The following is a 16,747-nucleotide window of genomic DNA, read 5'->3' as shown; positions in this document are numbered from 1 at the left end:
CTTGCTTGCATTAAACAAAAAACCGGCACCCTAAGGTGCCGGCTTTTTTATGCATAAAATTTAAGATTTACCATTCGTAGTCGCGCCGCGAAGATGAGCCATAATTATAAGGCGGTCCGGAATTGCCGGTGGTACGGTTATTACCCGAGCGGTTGTCGTTATCGTCCCAGCGGTTTTGGTCTTTCCGGTAACGATTTGCCCGATCCTGATCTTCGCGTTCTTCCTGCGTCAGGTTGTTCCAGGCGTTGCTAATGTAATTGCCTACCCGATCAAAGAAACCTTCTTCCTGGTCGTGGCGGCGGTAGTTATCATCGTCGCGCCGGTTGCTGTACCGGTTAACATCGTAACCCCGGCCTTGGTTGGCATTGCTTTGGTAGCCGTAATCCGATGAATACCGTTGCTGGTTATTTTGGTTGTTAAAGCTGTTATAATCGCGCCGGTTTTGGTCCTGTCGGAAATTATCGTGGCGGTTATAATCGTTGTCGTTCGTTAACCGGTTCCAGGTTTGGTTTATTTTATCGCCGGCTCTTTCAAAAAAGTCGCGGTCACCGGAGCGGTGTTGGTTATAATCCCGGTCTTGGGAATGGTTACCGTAATTAGCCTGGTTTTGCCGATGGTCATCGTCCCAACGATTATGGTGCTGTTGGTTAGATTGCCAGTTTTCGTGGTTCCGTTGCCAACTGTTGTTCTGATTATCCCGGTTATTTTGCCAGCTATTGTTTTGATTGGACCGCTGGTTATCGTAACGGTTTTGGTTATTATTTGACGATTGGTTATACCGTTGGCTGTTATTGTCGCGGTTTAAATCGCGGTACTCATTAGGAGTATGCCAAACAGAATTATCCTGAAAATGATCAGAAGTAGCTTCGGTAGAGCCACGGCGCATAACAGAAGCATTGCTGCCATAACCCGTCCGGCTGGATAATTCTCTTCTGGGGTTTTCGGCACCTGAGCGATAAGTATTAAACGACGACGTGTCTGAATTCTCGTAATCTCTCATAGTTTTAGTTTTTAGGTGAATAATTTTTTTCTTCTTCCTAAAAAGGGAAAAAGCCTTAATTTATTACGCAATCAAATGATTTTAGTTAATAGGCGTTAGCTTTTCCTGTTTTTTTATTATCCCCAAAAAATAATATTCAAACTCTTGCGTTAGAAGTTTTACAAAGCGGCTTTATACGAGATAATGTTTAAGAAAGTTGCTGGTTTTAACGGAAATATTATATAATATCACGCTTTAACTAGCGTATGTTATGTTTTAGCTACTTAAATTAAAATTTAAGTAGCGTTGCCGGGAAAACACCAATATAAATTTAATAATATATTGTAAATATGAAATATCCGAAAATCGTGTTGGTTGGTTTGCTGGGTTTGCTGGCCGGCTGTGAAGAATATTACAACGAAAAAGACAGTGCACCCGATGGCTCTACGCCTTATATAACCATATCGGCTCCGGCCCAAAACAGTATTTTTGCCGCCACGCAAAATATTAAAATAGAATCTTTGCTCTCAGATAAAGATAAAGTAAAAGAAATAGATGTGCAGGTGGTAAGTGTGGCAAATAGCAGCGAAAGCAACGCGCCGGTTCTAAGTTTTAAGCGATTCCCGAAAAAAAATCCTTTTGTGCTGGATACTACTTTTGCTGCCGCTACTTTACCGCCGGGTAATTACCTTTTAATCCTGAACGGGGTAGATGGCCGTACCAATGTGGGTACCAAAGAAGTTTCTTTTACCGTTAAATAATTTTAAGCTCAAAAATTTACCTGTCGTTCTTTAGTCAGGTATTTTTTTGGAGTAAATAAATTTAGGGGAGATATTTTAGTTGCTATTTAAGTTAAAGAAGCAATGCATGATTATTTAATTTGCCCCTGATCATTATTCCTCCGCCTTTTTAATCTCCTCTATTGTAAATACTGATTCCGACGTTTTTCATTCTATAAAAGTTGTTCATAAAATATAGTCTACCAAGGGGCGGGTGTAATAGAATAAGGCAGAAGCTGGAAATGTAAATCTTTCGCCGTAATTTTGCAGCGGAATATTTTTTAGCCAACCCAGGAACGTTGAAAGTTTGTATTGCAGAAAAACCGAGTGTGGCCCGGGAAATTGCTTCGGTAATTGGGGCAAAAACCAAAAAGGACGGTTACTTTGAAGGCAATGGCTACCAGGTAACCTGGACCTTTGGGCACTTCTGTCAATTGCGCGAGCCCGAAGATTATAAACCCGAATGGAAGCGCTGGAGTTTGCACGAACTGCCCATGGTGCCCGATCAGTTTGGTATAAAACTGATGCAGGACAAAGGGGTACAAAAGCAATTTAGAATAATAAAAGATTTACTGCAGCAAGCCACAGAGGTAATCAATTGCGGCGATGCCGGTCAGGAGGGAGAGGTTATACAACGCTGGGTGCTTACCGAGGCCAAATATCGCCGGCCCTTTAAACGCCTTTGGATTTCGTCTTTAACCGAAGAAGCCATCCGGCAAGGTTTTGCCCAATTGCGCAACGGTTCTGAATTCGACTCGCTGTACCAGGCCGGTAAAAGCCGGGCCATCGGCGATTGGTTATTGGGCATGAATGCTACGCGTTTGTTTACCTTAAAATACGCGCAGGGCCGGCAGCTACTATCGTTGGGGAGGGTGCAAACGCCCACTTTGGCCATGATTGTAAACCGGTATCACGAAATTCAGAATTTTAAGCCGGAGCCTTACTGGGAACTTAAAACCATTTACCGCGAAGCCACCTTTAGTAGCCTGAACGGTAAATTTACCGCCGAAGAAAAAGCTGCCGGTATTCTGGCCGAAATAACCGGCCAACTCCTTACCATTACCGATATTGAAGTTAAAAAAGGTGTCGAAAGTCCGCCCCGGCTCTTCGACCTGACTTCGTTACAAGTAGAGTGTAACAATAAATTAAGTTTATCGGCCGACGAAACGCTTAAAACAGTACAAAGTTTATACGAGAAAAAAGTAGTTTCTTACCCCCGTGTAGATACTACTTTTCTGCCCGACGACATGTACCCGAAAATACAGGGAATTTTACAAAACCTGAACAGCTACCAGGGTTTGGTGCAGCCCTTGCTGCAAAACAAAATCCGGAAAACCGGTAAAATATTTAACAACAACAAAGTTACCGATCACCACGCTATTATACCTACGGGTGGCTCGGCAGCTATGGGCGGCACCGAAGCCAGGGTGTTTGATATTATTGCCAAACGCTTTATTTCGGCTTTTTACCCCGATTGTATTGTTAGCAATACCACCGTTCTGGCCGATGTAGCGGGGCATGGTTTTAGAGCCAAAGGCCGGCAAATTCTGGAGCCGGGCTGGCGGGTAGTATACGAGAAAGAAGCCAAAGAAGCGCCGGTTAAAGAATCAGAAGGAGAGGGCAAAGAAGAAGAAAACGCTATTTTGCCGCACTTCGAAAAAGGCGAACAAGGTCCGCACGAGCCTCTGCTGGATAAAAAAATGACCAGCCCACCCAAAGATTATACCGAGGCCACTTTGTTGCGGGCCATGGAAACGGCCGGCAGGCAAATAGAAGACGAAGAATTAAAAGAAGCTTTAAAAGAAAATGGCATTGGGCGGCCTTCTACCCGTGCGGCCATTATCGAAACCCTGTTCAAACGGCAATACATCCGCAAAGAGAAAAAGAAAATTATTCCCACCCAAATGGGTGTAGACCTGATTGGGCTGATTCAGAACCCTACTTTAAAATCGCCGGAACTTACCGGGCAATGGGAGAAAAAATTGCGGATGATTGAGCAGGGCGATTTTAACCCCGCAGCTTTTTTAACTGAATTGCGGCAGTTGGTGCTGGAAATGGTGCAGGAAGTAAAGGCTGATCGCCAGACAATGCACATCGAAGCCAAACCAACAACGCCACCTGTGCCGGAACAAAAGAAACCAGCTACCAAAAAAGCAGCGGTAGCCGTGGCCAATCCGGCTACTGATGGGTATGGTACTTGTCCGGTTTGCCAGAGTGGACGGGTTTTAAAAGGTAGCCAGGCTTTTGGCTGTTCGCGCTGGAAAGAAAATTGCAGTTTTAGATTACCCATTGCCATAAAGGGTAAAACTTTAACCGATAACCAGGTATTAACCCTTCTGCAAAAAGGAAAATTAGTTGTAAAAGGATTAAAAGACGAAACGGAAGCTGCCGGCTATACCGGTACTTTAGCTTTTAGTCCGGATAAGCAACTTACGGTTACCAAAGTAGAAAAAGCACCCCAGGCCCAGGAACCTTTACTTTGCCCCAAATGCCGGCAAGGCCAGATGCTAAAAGGAAAAACTGCTTACGGGTGCAGCCGGTTCCGGGAAGGTTGCCAGTTTTTGGTGCCGTTTACCCTTAGCGGCAAAAATATACCCGAAAAGCAAATCCAAACCTTAATCCGGAAAGGCAAAACTGCTAAAATAAAAGGCTTTGTTTCGCAAAAAACCGGCAATGCTTTTGAAGCCGCTTTGGCACTTAACCCGGAATTTAAAGTTGTTTTTCAGTTTGATTAAAAATGACGCTGTATGCGTTTTTGATTAAGCTTAAAATAGTTATTAAATTTTAAACGGCTTTGGCATTAATGGCCTTTGCCTTAAACATGTTTAGATATAAAAAAAAACATTTTCATTGGCTCTTGTGCTGGGGTAGTTACCTGACCGTTTTCTTTATTCTAGGCGGCTGCGAATTAATAGAATATAGCCCCAACCAGGTCACCCTGTCGTCGCACGAGCAAAATTTAAACGCGAAAAGCGCCGAACAAATACAGGCCTTAGAATTAAAGCCTACCGATACTTTGCGCATTGCCTTAATTGCAGATACCCAACGTTATTTCGACGAAACCGAAGACTTTGTAACTACTGTAAATGCACTTACCGCACAAAAAGGCAAGCGCATTCATTTTGTACTGCATGCCGGCGATCTAACGGATTTTGGGTTATTAGACGAATACCGCTGGCAGCACCAGATTTTGAAGAAACTTAAAATGCCTTACCTGGCAGTATTGGGCAACCACGATTGCGTAGCCAATGGCAAACAGGTTTATCGGCGCATGTACGGCCCGTACGATCAAACCTACCAGTTTGGCCGTAACCGGTTTGTGTTTTTAAACAGCAATTCGTTGGAGTTTAAAGCAGCAGAGGGAGCTCCTCAGTTAGATTATCTTGAAGCTAACCTGCGGGATACCCACAATTACGACAATGCCTTTGTGCTGGCCCATGTGCCCCCTTACGACGCAGATTTTGATAGCCAGAAAGAAATGGCTTATGCGCAGCTTATTCGCCAATACAATGTCCGGTATTCTTTGCACGGCCACCAGCATACCCACCGGGTGCGGCAACCATACCGCGACGGCAAAAATTACATAGTTATTGGCAGTGTAGCTAACCGCAGGTTTTTAGTTTTAACCATTATTGGCCAGGAGGTAAAATATGAGGTTGTTAGTTACTAAAGGGCATGCTGGTGGATTAGCACGGGTAAAATTAATTTTCTCGGGTTTATTTTGGCTAACCTTTTTGCCAGTACTGGGCCAGGAAATAAATATTACGGAGCGCTCTCGTAAATGGTACGTACCCAAACACCTGGCTGTACAATTTGCCGGTAATACGGGTGTATTGGCGGTTGGGCCCGGTTACCGGATCTTTGAAGATAAAATTCAGGCCGATTTGCTCTACGGGTATACGCCAGCATTTGAAGCCGATGCGGCCTTGCACGCCTTAACCTTAAAACTGGCTGCTCAACCTTGGCTGATTGACCTAAATAATCATTACCAGCTAGCGCCATTAAAAATTGGCCTGGGCGTAAACTACTCTTTCGGCGATCAATTTTTTACGGTTCTGCCGGATCATTACCCAGAAGGTTACTACTGGTGGGCCTCCAGCGTGCGTTTACTGCCTTTTATAGGTACTACTTTGGGCCGTAAGGTAGGTAACGCCAAAACCTTTATTCAAAAACTCGAAATTTATACCGAGCTTGGTACTTACGATTTGGTTTTTGTGAGCTGGTTCACCAATAAAAAATTGCCTTTAGGTAATATTTTAAACTTATCGGTAGGTACTAAATTCATTTTAAAGTAAAATTAAGGCATCAATCTGGTTTAATCCGCAACCTTAACAGAACATCCGCCGATAATACCTCCAAGGGAAAATAGATATTGGTTAGATTTCCGGAGAGACGAATAATCAGCATTTAATATTTAAACTGCTTATGCAGCCAGTAGGGAAACTAATTATTTTGGCCGGCTTAGGAATCGCCTTGGTGGGGTTAATTATTTGGCTGTTTGGGGATAAATTAAATTGGTTTGGCCATTTGCCCGGCGATATTCGGGTAGAACGGCCTAATGTTAAATTTTACGCGCCTATTGTAAGTATGCTCCTGGTTAGCATTTTGCTGAGTGTAATATTGTGGCTCATTCGTCGGTTTTTTTAACAGTTCCAGCCAGTATTTTCCTGCCTCATTAATATTTAGCATTAAATCCTTTTATGAAAAAAAAATTACCCTTGCTGCTGTACACTGTAGTGGGCATGCTTTTTATTTTAATGGGTTGCGGGCAGCAAGAGCAGAAGCAATCTGTTTCGGCCGAAGATCAACAGTTTGATGAATTTAAAAATCGGTTGGTACTTAAGTTCTGGCGTTTGCACCCCGATTGGGCCAGCTCGCAAGGTTATCACAAGTATGATGAAGTGCTGGTAATTCCTACTCCGGAACGGCGGGAGGCCGAAATAAAATCTTATCAATCTTACAAAAAAGAACTGGAGGCATTTACCTGGCACAAGCTTTCGGAAAACAACCAAACCGACTATTACATGCTGGTGAATTTTCTGGATGGCCGCTTGTGGTACCTCCAGGAATTTAAGTCTTATGAATGGGACCCTTCGGAATATAACCTGGGTGGGAGCGTAGCCGAAATCCTGAATGGCCGTTACGCTAAGTTAGATGTGCGGCTGCGGGCCATCTCTAACAAGTTAAGCAACAGTGTAGCGTATTATGAAGCCGGCATTAAAAACCTGCGTAAGCCTACCCTGGAGCACACCCAGTTAGCTATACAGCAAAACAAAGGCGCGCTGGCAGTTTTTGGCCCGGCCATACTCGATTCTGTACAGCAATCGGGTTTAAGCCAAACAGAAAAAGATTTATTTAAGCAAAGAGTAGATGCCACCCGTTTAGAAATTGAAAATTATATCCGGTACCTGCAAGAAGAAGTGTTGCCGGTAGCCAGTAAAAATCAGGGCCGCAGTTTCCGGATTGGGGAAGACCAGTTTGGGCAAAAATTCCGGTTCGATATTCAATCGGGGTTCTCGGCTCAGGAAGTGTACCAGAAAGCCATGCTCCGGAAACAAGAACTACACGAAGCTATGCAAAAAATTACCCAAAAGCTGTGGCCGGTTTATTTTCCGGAGCAACCGCAGCCAGAGGGTTTGGTTGCCGTAAAGAAATTAATTTCCCGCATTTCCGAAAAGCACGTGTCGCGCGATTCTTTTGTGGTAGCCATTCAGAGGCAAATTCCGCAATTAACCGCTTTTGTGAACGAAAAGGATTTGCTTACCCAGGATTTGTCAAAGCCCTTACAAGTCAGGCCCACGCCCGCTTACATGCAAGGAGTGGCCGGTGCTTCTATTTCGGCCCCCGGCCCTTACGATAAAGAAGCCACTACCTACTACAATGTTACGCCGCTCGACGGTTACACGCCTGCGCAGGCCGAGAGTTATTTGCGCGAGTACAACAATTACATGCTGCAGATTTTAAATATTCACGAAGCTATTCCGGGCCACTACACCCAACTGGTATACAGCAACCGCTCGCCTTCTATAATTAAAGCCATTTTGGGCAACGGCGCCATGGTAGAAGGCTGGGCCGTTTACGCCGAGCAAATGATGCTGGAAAATGGCTACGGTAACAACAGCCCCGAAATGTGGCTAATGTGGTACAAATGGAATTTGCGGGTAACCTTAAATGCTATTCTGGATTACAGTGTACACGTAAAAAACATGACCCGCGAAGAAGCTGTTTTTTTATTGGTACAGGAGGGGTTTCAGGAGCAAACTGAAGCCGAAGAAAAGTGGAAACGGGCCACGCTTTCGCAGGTGCAGTTATCGAGCTATTTTACCGGTTACACCGAAATTATAGCTTTGCGGGAAGAGTTAAAGAAAAATGAAGGAAAAGATTTTAACCTGAAAAATTTTCACGAAAAATTTCTGAGCTACGGCAGTGCGCCGGTGCAATATATCCGGAAAATGATGCTGGCAGAATAAAGGCCGCTTTTTTATTCCTGCCCGAAGGTTAGTATCTTGCCGGCCTAACCTCCTAACCTGTACAACTTTTATGAAGATTAAGCTGCACAAAGATATTATCGCTTTATTGGTTATGGCGATGGTTTTGTTAGTGTTGTTTCTCTTCTTTTAACGCTCCATGTTTTTTATTCTTTCTAAGCTGTTTTTTTACCTGATAATGCCCATTACCTGGATTGTCGGGTTTTTTTTGTATGGTTTAGTGGCGCGTAACCGCCGCCGCAGCCGGTTTGCACTTTGGTTAAGCCTGGGCTTGCTGCTTTTCTTTTCCAATTCGTTTTTTATGAACGAGGCGTGGCTCTGGTGGGAATACGAACCGGTACCTTTAAAAGAAGTTAAAAAATACGATGCTGGTATATTGTTAACGGGTTTTACTTCGCTCGAGAAATCGCCTCATGATCGGGTGTATACCAACAAAGGTGCCGACCGGTTTTTGCATACCGTACTGCTATATCAAACCAAGCATATAAATAAAATAATTATTTCGGGTGGCTTAGGTTTATTGCGCAAAACCCACGCTTCTGAAGCCTTGGAAGTAAAAACCTTGCTGTTATTGGCCGGGGTACCCGAAGCCGACATCATAATGGAAGACAAAAGCCGAAATACCTACGAAAACGCCCAGAATACCAAAAAGCTGCTGGCCAAATATCCTGAACTCAAGAGCTTTGTTTTAATTACCTCGGGTTTTCACATGCGGCGGGCTACCGGGTGTTTTCAAAAAGCCGGTATTCCGCATGCGGTATTCCCCGCCGATTTTTATTCGTCGGACCGCGGTTTGCGTTTCGAGGATTTTATTCCTGCCGAAGGTGCTTTAGCGGGTTGGCATAAATTTTTCCGGGAAGTAGGCGGCTTTATAATTTATAAAATAATGGGTTACTGCTAAGCCTAAACTCCTGAGTTATGCTACGTTTATTTAACTTAATGCAGTATTATAAAATTATTGATTTTTGGGCGGATTAATCATGATGTGGGCTCCGTGCGTACCCGGGTGCATAATCCAGGGCATCGCTGGCCCTTCGGGTTTAAGGGGTAAGCCGGTGCTTTCGGGGGTAGCGTACGGAATATATACCACATAGCGCAAATAACCATTTTTTACTTCGCCGGTAGTACGGTTGTAGCTTTCTTCGGGCGCTGTATAAACAAACAAAGTAGCAGGCTGCTTAGGCATAGTTAGTTTGCCGGCTTTTACTTCGCTCTCCCGCATTTCAAATATTTGCTGACCATTTTTGCCTTGTTTACGCAACTCCTGGCCCCGGTTCATAAAAGGCTGCAAGTCGCGGTGGTAGCACGATGCCGAAAATCCGTTTTCAAAAGGATTATCGGCTAAACAAATTAGCTCGTTTTTCCCTTGCCGCAGTAATACCAGTTCTTTGTTGCCGGTGTAGCCATACACGGTAGCTTCGGCCCGTTTATCGGCGGGAGCGGCTAAAACGGCCGTTTTTATTTGTATTTCAGAAGTTGGCACACTGGTTTGGGCTTGGGAATAGTGCCCTACCAAGGCTAAAATACTTAATAAAACAAACTTTTTCATAGCATTGCGATTTAGAGTAAAAGGTAAATAATTTTTGCTTATTAATTACCAATTAATCCTACTTATTAGAAAAAACAAGTTTAAATTTCTTCTATTTGCTGCGCTAATGGACTTGGATTATCCTCGAACTCACCTTCCCAACGGGCAATAATGGCAGAGGCTAAACAGTTACCAATTACGTTTACACCGGTACGGGCCATATCCATTAACTCATCAATACCTAAAATAATAAAAATGGGCTCTACGGGCAGGTTAAAAGAAGCGGCAGTACCCAATAATATTACCAAAGAAGCCCGCGGTACGCCGGCAATACCTTTACTCGTAAGCATTAAGGTAAATACCATTAAAATTTGTTGCTCCCAGGGCATGTCTATGCCAGCCGCCTGGGCCACAAAAATAGAAGCCAGCGACAAGTAAAGCGTACTCCCATCCAGGTTAAAGCTATAACCCAGCGGCATAACAAAAGCAACTATTTTGCGGGGCACTCCAATCGATTCCATGGCTTCCATGGCCCGGGGCAAAGCGGCTTCGGAGCTGGTTGTCGCAAACGCAATAGAAACCGGTTCGGCAATGGCTTTGGCAAAACGGATAAGTGGAATCCGGAAAATTAAGGCAGCTGGCACCAATACCACCAATATAAAGACAATTAAAGCTACGTATAAAGTGGCCAGTAACTTAAACAGGTTTATTAAAATGCTAAAACCCATGTGCCCCACGGTGTAGGCAATAGCGGCTCCCACGGCTATGGGCGCAAACAGCATAATAATATTGGTAAATTTAAACATGGTCTCGGCCAGGCTTTCGGTAACTTCCAGCAAGGGCCGGCGCCGGTCTTCAGTAAGCATGGCCAGGCCAATCCCGAACAGAATACTAAATACCACAATCTGCAGTACCTGGCCTTCGGCTACCGATTTGGCAATATTTTCCGGAAAAATGTGCAGAATAATATCGCTCACGGATTGCTTGGCTGGAGCGGTAATTTCGCCGGTATCACTGCCTTTTAATACAATTCCTTCGCCGGCTTTGCTAAGATTTATGGCGGCCAAACCAATAAACAAGGCTAGAGTAGTTACTATTTCGAAATAAATAATAGCTTTTAAGCCCATGCTGCCCACTTGTTTCAGGTTAGAATGGCCCGCAATACCTACCACCAGGGTCGCAAATATTAAAGGAGCAATAATGGTTTTTATCAGCTTTAAAAAGATTTTACTCAGTACATTTAAGCTTAAGGCAAACTCCGGAAAAGTATAACCTATCTCGGCTCCAATTACCATACTGGTTAAAATCCAAGTGGTTAAAGATTTCTTTTTCAAGGCGTAGAAAATGAGCAAGGCTATACCAACCCACCTGATGCCCATTAGAATAACCGGCGAAAACGACATTAAACCGTAATTTTCGAGTACCGTAAGAACAGCCGCAATGGTTAATACAAGTAGCGTAAAAAGTAAAATCTGGGATTTGCGCATAAGGGCCAGGAGAAAGCTAAGAAGGTTTATTTTTATTCATTCAGCCCCATCAACCTATACTTTTTTACTAAAATATTAATCCTAAAACCAAGCCACGGGCTTGCTGGCAAACGCTTTGGGAAGAGCGTGTTGCTTAGGACTAATAAAATTACTAAGTAGAAGTTGAATGATGGACGTAATAAATAAAACTGCTGATAAATGAACAAACTGGTTTAAAATCTGACAAAGATAAAATAAACTTTTATATTATTTTGTGCCAACCCTTACCGATTGTGGGTCATAACTTTATTTAGTTTAGTTTTTAACGGGAGAGCGGCATTAATTAAAAAACCTTAGATATTTGTAAAGAATACTATTTTACCGGCTAAATAATAAAAAAACATGCTGCGCTGGCATATTGAGTCTAAAGCTTTACAACTCCGTTATACCTGGAAGATTTCGCGCAACAGCGCCGATGTTAAAACCAATTTATTTATTCGGGTGGCTGATAGCCAGCACGTAGGGATTGGCGAAGCTGCGCCCAATATTCGCTACGGCGAAACCGCCGAAAATTTAACTAAGCAATTTGAATCTTTGCTTGATAATGGATTGGAATATATCCGGTCGCTGGAAGATTTACAAGTATTGTTAACCCTTTACCCGCCGGCCAATGCTTTGCGTTTTGCCCTCGAAGCGGCTTACATTCATTATACTTGTCAGCGCAAAGGCATAACGGTTGTAGAGTTTTTGCAAGTAACTGCGCCCGGACCCGTGGCTACGGCTTTTTCGTTGCCTATTATGGAACCGGGCCAGATACCAAGTTTTATCCGCGATAATAACCTGAATAGGTTTGCCAACTTAAAAGTGAAGGTTAACCAGGAAGATGGTCTGGAATTAATAAAGCAAGTGGCGGCCATTAACTCTAAACCTTTAATTATTGATGCAAACGAAGCCTGGAATGAGCCCGAAACCTTGCTTTTGTTTTTAGAAAATTTAAAAAGGTATCCGATCGCTTTTATCGAACAGCCGCTACCGGCGGCCCAAACCGATGCTTATAAATACCTGAAGCAAAAATCGCCGTACGAAATATTTGCCGATGAATCGGTAACCAACCAAGCCGATTTTGAAGCTTTGAAAGAACAATTTCATGGGGTAAACATGAAATTGATGAAAGCGGGCGGTTACCTGAACGGGCTGGATATTTTAACAAAAACCCGGCAACACGGCCTGAAAACCATGGTGGGTTGTATGGTAGAAACGTCTTTAGGCATTTGGTCGGCTATGCAGTTGTGCCAAGGCGTAAACCAAGCCGATTTAGATGGCTTTTTAATATTAAAAGAAGAGCCCTTTGGGATTGTGCAGGAAAAAGAAGGTCGCTTATACATGAAATAAATATTTATTCCGGCGCTTTCGATTTTAAAAAACCTGCCAGAATAAGCGAAATTAAACTTCCTGCGGCCACGTAACCGCCCAATGCCCGCAAAGCCTGGGGCAGCGGCCGGAATAATTCGCGGGTTACAATGGCATTAGATTGCACCTGGACATCGGTGGCACCTTGTTGCATTAGGGTACGTTGGTTAAGCTCTACCAAGTAATCTACAAAGCCTGGGTTTATGTATTGCAAATACACGTAAGTAAAGGCCGCCGTAATAACACCGGCAAATACCGAAAGCAAAACGCCCGCTAAAACCCCCTGCCAGTAACTCATTACGCCTAGCCGGGCATATTGCCGGTAAGCCCGAACACCCCAAAAAATACCCAGAGTGGTTAATAACAAAGAAACCAGGCCGGTAAATCTTCCTAAATTTAAGTTATAAGCATCTGTCAGATAGGCCATGTACATATAACCGGCTATTAAAAGCCCGGTAACCAGACCATAAATGCAAAGTTGTTTCATAATAAACCATAGACTTAGCCAAGCTTATTCGCTTACGCTGGTTTTTGCATAACTGCGGCGCAAACTATAAAGATACCTTAAAATAAAAAAGCTAATCATAAAGTATGATTAGCTTTTTAGGTTTATTATGAAAAAACTAAGGAAGAATGTTCAACAGCGGCAACCTTCCGGCTGCCACTGTACTGTTATTATGTACAGTTGATATTCTTCTGCCATGAGAATACCCTTTTTACGCCAGAAACAAATCTTTACCTGTTTTATTTATACTTAAAAATTAGCGGGTAAATACTGAAATTGGTTTAGGTTATTTTTAGTTTAGGTTTGCCAAGTTCTTAAGAGTAGAGCCCAACAGCACATACTCACTTGATCAAATATCAGCTAATGCCTTTTACTGCCAGGTTCTAATATTTAATGGATAAAAAATAATTTGGCTGATTTACAGTGTATTGGATTATGTATTGACTGCGGGAACTAATAAAAAGAATAAATATGTTGTAACATTAAATGTATGTACATATATTTGCATCATTAAACCGACACAACACATGCGCATTGAAGAAGAGATAAAACAACCGGTTTTTAAAAATATATACCAAAAGGCCTATTTAAACTTGATTTATTCGGCGGGCTGGCTGCAGTTACAATACGCCGAGTTTTTAAGGCCCTTTGATTTAACGCTGCCGCAATTTAATATATTGCGAATTTTGCGCGGACAGCACCCAAAACCCGCTACCATTAATTTGCTTATTGAACGCATGCTCGATAAAACTTCTAATGCGTCGCGCATTGTAGACCGGCTGGTAGCCAAAAATTTAGTATTGCGCAGCCAGTGTGAACAAGACCGCCGCACGGTTGATGTGGTAATTACCCAAGCCGGTTTAGATTTATTACAACAGGTAGATAAACAAAGTAAGTTAATGCACCACGGTCTCGAAAATTTAACCGAAGCCGAAGCCGAAACCTTAAATGCACTTTTAAATAAAATCCGGGATTAGTTCCTACTTAAAATTTAATAAATTATCAGATTATAAATTATTTCCATACCATGAAAAAATTAGTTCTTTCGGCCCTAGTAGCAGGTACATTTTTATTTTCTCAGCAGGCCAATGCCCAGGCTGGTAAAACTCTAGCCTTGGCCAATACCAAAACCACCAAAGAAGTTAAAGCCGTAGCCGGCACCACTTATAAAGTAGATCCTGCCCAGAGTACCATGACCTGGAACGGTAAAAAAGTTACCGGTGAGCACAACGGAACCATTAAAATAGCTCAAGGCAACTTAAATGTAGACAAAAACAAGGTAGTAGGCGGTAATGTAGTTATTGATATGACCAGCATTACTAACTTAGATGTTAAAGATGCCGAGTACAACCAGAAGTTAGTAGGTCACTTAAAATCTGATGATTTTTTCTCAACTGAAAAACATCCGCAAGCTACTTTTAAAATAAATAATATTACCCCCATTAAAGGAGCAAAAGCCGGAGCTGCTAACTATACCATAAACGGTAACCTGACCATTAAAGGCATTACCAAACCCGTAAGTTTTCCGGCAGTAGTAAATGTACAGGGCAACACCGTAACCGCCAAATCCGATGCGGTAACTTTAGACCGTACCAAGTGGGATATTCGTTATGGTTCTAAAAGTTTCTTCGAGAACATCGGCGACAAAGCTATTCACGACGATTTTACTGTTCAGTTTAACTTAGTAGCCAAAAAATAAGTTAAATTCTTTATTCCTTTTAAATACTGCTTTGGAGGTTGCTTTGCAATTCCAGAGCAGTTTTTTTTTCGCGAAATACTCCTGACCTTTGTGTCAGAAATTGCGTAAGCGATTTGTTTCTTTAATTTAAAGCCGTTGCAAGTAGCCAATCCTTCTTCTGATTTGCACCCGGCCGCCCGGGGGCTGAAAACTACCTTAATAAGTATCCTGGCCAGTATGGCTCTGGTAATTATTAAAGGTACGGCGGGTATTTTGGGCAATTCGTATGCCCTAGTTGCCGATGCCATTGAGTCGGCTTCGGATGTATTTAGCTCTTTAATTTTATTTGCCGGCCTGCGTATTGCCGCCAAGGCCCCCGATAAAGATCATCCGTATGGGCACGGCAAAGCCGAACCACTGGCCGCAACCATTATAGCTTTAACCATGACGGCTGCTGCCGTTTTAATTGTGGTAGAAAGCATTAGCAATATATTAACGCCGCACCAGGTACCCGCTACCTTTACTTTATGGGTGTTGGGTTTGGTTATATTTATTAAAGAATTTTTATTTCGGTTTATTATAAAAGTAGGCGAGGAGGCCGATAGTACCGCCGTGAAAGCCGATGCCTGGCACCACCGCAGCGATGCCATTACGTCAGCGGCGGCTTTTGTGGGCATTGCGATAGCCATTATTGGTGGCCCTGGCTACGAAGTCGCCGACGATTACGCGGCCATAATTGCGGCGGTTATTATTTTTATAAACGCTTACCGGGTATTCCGGCCGGCCCTGAACGAAGTAATGGATGCTGCTCCCTCGGGCAATATTATAGACGAAGTAAGAGAACTGGCCAGCCGCGTACCAGGCGTAGAAGGTCTTGAAAAATGCTTTGTCCGGAAAATGGGTTTTGAGTTGTTCGTAGATTTGCACGTGCTGGTAGATGGTGAATTATCGGTACGGGAAGGCCACGATATTGCCCACGCGGTAAAGGCTGTTATTCTAAATGCTAATCCCCGTATTTTCGACGTGCTGATTCACATAGAACCGGTAGATGCCGAACACGACCCTTATTTCCGGGATTAATATTTTCTATTCAGTGACCGGTAATAAATCGGCAAACCAGAAGCAAGTATCAGGAGCCGGAACACCGTTAGCCAGGTTATTTATTTGCAGCGTAGCTGTCTCTTCTTTTATTGGTAAATTGGTGGCATAATCCCGCAATACAACCTCACCAACCTTAAATTCTACGGAGTGGGTAAATATTGGTCCGGCATAAACAAAAGAATGATACTCGCCGTTTTCGCCAGCGGCATCTACCCCGTCGGGTAAGGCATCTAAAAAAAGCTGGTTTAGTGGCTGGTTTATAAATGATTGGCCTAATCGCTGATGGCTTACACAAATGATTTGTGCTTTAAAACCCACCCCGATAAATTCCTGCACCAGCGCCAAAGAATTATTTTGCCACAATGGGAAAACAGCTTCCATACCCAAACGCCCCAGCTGTTCTTCACGGTACTTTCGTAAATCTGTTAAAAAGATATCGCCGAAAATACCCGTTGTAATGCCTTCGTTTTTTAGTTGGGTAAAGGCATTGTGCATGCAGGCTTCGTAAACCGCCATACTGGGGTTTTGCGGCACCCAAACAATTTTAAGCGGAATGCCTATAGCCTGGGCTTGTTGTTCTAGCAAGGCCAAGCGCACCCCGTGCATGGTAACCCGGTTATAAGTTTCAGTAACGGTGGTAAGTAAATATTTAATCTGGTAATTTTGTTGCTGTTGTATCCGGTACAAAGCCAAAGCCGAATCTTTGCCGCCGCTCCAGGCAAAAAAAGCATTTTTCATTTGAGATATTTATTAGGGTTTGGCTATAGGTATTACCATATTAGCCTTAAAACAAATAGTCTAATCTTTAATGAG

General features: G+C 43.2%; 16 protein-coding genes. 11 read left to right on the top strand and 5 right to left on the bottom strand.

Annotated elements, in window-relative coordinates:
* Positions 1–67: 67 nt before the first annotated feature.
* On the bottom strand, positions 68–1,000 hold the full coding sequence (locus ACO1R6_RS23440) for a hypothetical protein (protein WP_486267907.1): 933 nt from the start codon (positions 998–1,000) through the stop codon (positions 68–70).
* Positions 1,001–1,329: 329 nt separating this feature from the next.
* Here ACO1R6_RS23440 and ACO1R6_RS23435 point away from each other — a divergent pair, with 329 nt between their 5' ends.
* From ACO1R6_RS23435 to ACO1R6_RS23405, 7 genes are all read left to right on the top strand, one after another.
* Entirely contained in the window at positions 1,330–1,740 is a 411-nt protein-coding gene (locus ACO1R6_RS23435) for a hypothetical protein (protein ID WP_486267905.1), read from the top strand.
* Positions 1,741–2,057: 317 nt separating this feature from the next.
* Entirely contained in the window at positions 2,058–4,493 is a 2,436-nt protein-coding gene (locus ACO1R6_RS23430; protein WP_486267903.1) for a DNA topoisomerase 3, read from the top strand.
* A gap of 86 nt (positions 4,494–4,579) precedes the next feature.
* A complete protein-coding gene (locus ACO1R6_RS23425) occupies positions 4,580–5,428 on the top strand; it encodes a metallophosphoesterase family protein (protein ID WP_486267901.1) in 849 nt (282 codons plus the stop codon).
* Positions 5,409–6,053, top strand: coding sequence for a hypothetical protein (locus ACO1R6_RS23420; protein ID WP_486267899.1), 645 nt, complete (start codon positions 5,409–5,411; stop codon positions 6,051–6,053). Before ACO1R6_RS23425 ends, ACO1R6_RS23420 begins: the two co-directional genes overlap by 20 nt.
* Positions 6,054–6,183: 130 nt before the next feature.
* A complete protein-coding gene (locus tag ACO1R6_RS23415) occupies positions 6,184–6,405 on the top strand; it encodes a DUF2905 domain-containing protein (protein WP_486267897.1) in 222 nt (73 codons plus the stop codon).
* Between the two features lie 53 nt (positions 6,406–6,458).
* On the top strand, positions 6,459–8,228 hold the full coding sequence (locus ACO1R6_RS23410; protein ID WP_486267895.1) for a DUF885 domain-containing protein: 1,770 nt from the start codon (positions 6,459–6,461) through the stop codon (positions 8,226–8,228).
* 157 nt (positions 8,229–8,385) lie between these two features.
* Positions 8,386–9,147, top strand: coding sequence for a YdcF family protein (locus ACO1R6_RS23405; RefSeq protein WP_486267893.1), 762 nt, complete (start codon positions 8,386–8,388; stop codon positions 9,145–9,147).
* Positions 9,148–9,201: 54 nt separating this feature from the next.
* On the opposite strand, the gene ACO1R6_RS23400 is transcribed toward ACO1R6_RS23405, so the two are convergent.
* Both ACO1R6_RS23400 and ACO1R6_RS23395 read right to left on the bottom strand, forming a co-directional pair.
* Positions 9,202–9,795, bottom strand: a complete 594-nt coding sequence (locus tag ACO1R6_RS23400; protein WP_486267891.1) for a hypothetical protein — start codon at positions 9,793–9,795, stop codon at positions 9,202–9,204.
* 80 nt (positions 9,796–9,875) lie between these two features.
* Positions 9,876–11,261 (bottom strand): dicarboxylate/amino acid:cation symporter, encoded by a 1,386-nt coding sequence (locus ACO1R6_RS23395; protein ID WP_486267889.1) that lies wholly within the window; start codon positions 11,259–11,261, stop codon positions 9,876–9,878.
* A 381-nt stretch (positions 11,262–11,642) separates the two neighbouring features.
* On the opposite strand from ACO1R6_RS23395, the gene ACO1R6_RS23390 reads away from it, so the two are divergent.
* On the top strand, positions 11,643–12,632 hold the full coding sequence (locus tag ACO1R6_RS23390) for a dipeptide epimerase (protein WP_486267887.1): 990 nt from the start codon (positions 11,643–11,645) through the stop codon (positions 12,630–12,632).
* A 4-nt stretch (positions 12,633–12,636) separates the two neighbouring features.
* Here ACO1R6_RS23390 and ACO1R6_RS23385 read toward each other — a convergent pair whose 3' ends face one another.
* Positions 12,637–13,137 (bottom strand): DUF4199 domain-containing protein, encoded by a 501-nt coding sequence (locus ACO1R6_RS23385; RefSeq protein ID WP_486267885.1) that lies wholly within the window; start codon positions 13,135–13,137, stop codon positions 12,637–12,639.
* Between the two features lie 545 nt (positions 13,138–13,682).
* Here ACO1R6_RS23385 and ACO1R6_RS23380 point away from each other — a divergent pair.
* The 3 genes from ACO1R6_RS23380 to ACO1R6_RS23370 all read left to right on the top strand — a co-directional run bounded on the left by ACO1R6_RS23380 (position 13,683) and on the right by ACO1R6_RS23370 (position 15,913).
* The gene (locus tag ACO1R6_RS23380; RefSeq protein WP_486267883.1) at positions 13,683–14,132 is read left to right on the top strand and encodes a MarR family winged helix-turn-helix transcriptional regulator; all 450 of its coding nucleotides are present in this window, start codon (positions 13,683–13,685) and stop codon (positions 14,130–14,132) included.
* Between the two features lie 50 nt (positions 14,133–14,182).
* Positions 14,183–14,854 carry a YceI family protein gene (locus tag ACO1R6_RS23375; RefSeq protein ID WP_486267881.1) on the top strand — a complete coding sequence of 224 codons (672 nt, stop codon included), beginning with the start codon at positions 14,183–14,185 and terminating at the stop codon, positions 14,852–14,854.
* 135 nt (positions 14,855–14,989) lie between these two features.
* Positions 14,990–15,913: a cation diffusion facilitator family transporter gene (locus ACO1R6_RS23370; RefSeq protein ID WP_486267879.1), complete on the top strand. Its 924-nt coding sequence runs from the start codon at positions 14,990–14,992 to the stop codon at positions 15,911–15,913.
* Between the two features lie 6 nt (positions 15,914–15,919).
* Here ACO1R6_RS23370 and ACO1R6_RS23365 read toward each other — a convergent pair whose 3' ends face one another.
* Positions 15,920–16,672 carry a Dph6-related ATP pyrophosphatase gene (locus ACO1R6_RS23365; RefSeq protein ID WP_486267877.1) on the bottom strand — a complete coding sequence of 251 codons (753 nt, stop codon included), beginning with the start codon at positions 16,670–16,672 and terminating at the stop codon, positions 15,920–15,922.
* Between the last annotated feature and the right edge of the window lie 75 nt (positions 16,673–16,747).

This window comes from Adhaeribacter sp. (assembly GCF_057359045.1).
Note: the sequence above shows the minus strand (reverse complement) of the source record. Positions and strands in the feature narration are given on the sequence as shown.

Bases quoted from the DNA above. Each gene is read 5' to 3' on its own strand.
- ACO1R6_RS23390 (WP_486267887.1), top strand. From the start codon at position 11,643: ATGCTGCGCTGGCATATTGAGTCTAAAGCTTTACAACTCCGTTATACC.
- ACO1R6_RS23435 (WP_486267905.1), top strand. From the start codon at position 1,330: ATGAAATATCCGAAAATCGTGTTGGTTGGTTTGCTGGGTTTGCTGGCC.
- ACO1R6_RS23440 (WP_486267907.1), bottom strand. From the start codon at position 1,000: ATGAGAGATTACGAGAATTCAGACACGTCGTCGTTTAATACTTATCGC.
- ACO1R6_RS23365 (WP_486267877.1), bottom strand. From the start codon at position 16,672: ATGAAAAATGCTTTTTTTGCCTGGAGCGGCGGCAAAGATTCGGCTTTG.
- ACO1R6_RS23400 (WP_486267891.1), bottom strand. From the start codon at position 9,795: ATGAAAAAGTTTGTTTTATTAAGTATTTTAGCCTTGGTAGGGCACTAT.
- ACO1R6_RS23380 (WP_486267883.1), top strand. From the start codon at position 13,683: ATGCGCATTGAAGAAGAGATAAAACAACCGGTTTTTAAAAATATATAC.
- ACO1R6_RS23425 (WP_486267901.1), top strand. From the start codon at position 4,580: ATGTTTAGATATAAAAAAAAACATTTTCATTGGCTCTTGTGCTGGGGT.
- ACO1R6_RS23405 (WP_486267893.1), top strand. From the start codon at position 8,386: ATGTTTTTTATTCTTTCTAAGCTGTTTTTTTACCTGATAATGCCCATT.
- ACO1R6_RS23420 (WP_486267899.1), top strand. From the start codon at position 5,409: ATGAGGTTGTTAGTTACTAAAGGGCATGCTGGTGGATTAGCACGGGTA.
- ACO1R6_RS23395 (WP_486267889.1), bottom strand. From the start codon at position 11,261: ATGCGCAAATCCCAGATTTTACTTTTTACGCTACTTGTATTAACCATT.
- ACO1R6_RS23415 (WP_486267897.1), top strand. From the start codon at position 6,184: ATGCAGCCAGTAGGGAAACTAATTATTTTGGCCGGCTTAGGAATCGCC.
- ACO1R6_RS23385 (WP_486267885.1), bottom strand. From the start codon at position 13,137: ATGAAACAACTTTGCATTTATGGTCTGGTTACCGGGCTTTTAATAGCC.
- ACO1R6_RS23410 (WP_486267895.1), top strand. From the start codon at position 6,459: ATGAAAAAAAAATTACCCTTGCTGCTGTACACTGTAGTGGGCATGCTT.
- ACO1R6_RS23375 (WP_486267881.1), top strand. From the start codon at position 14,183: ATGAAAAAATTAGTTCTTTCGGCCCTAGTAGCAGGTACATTTTTATTT.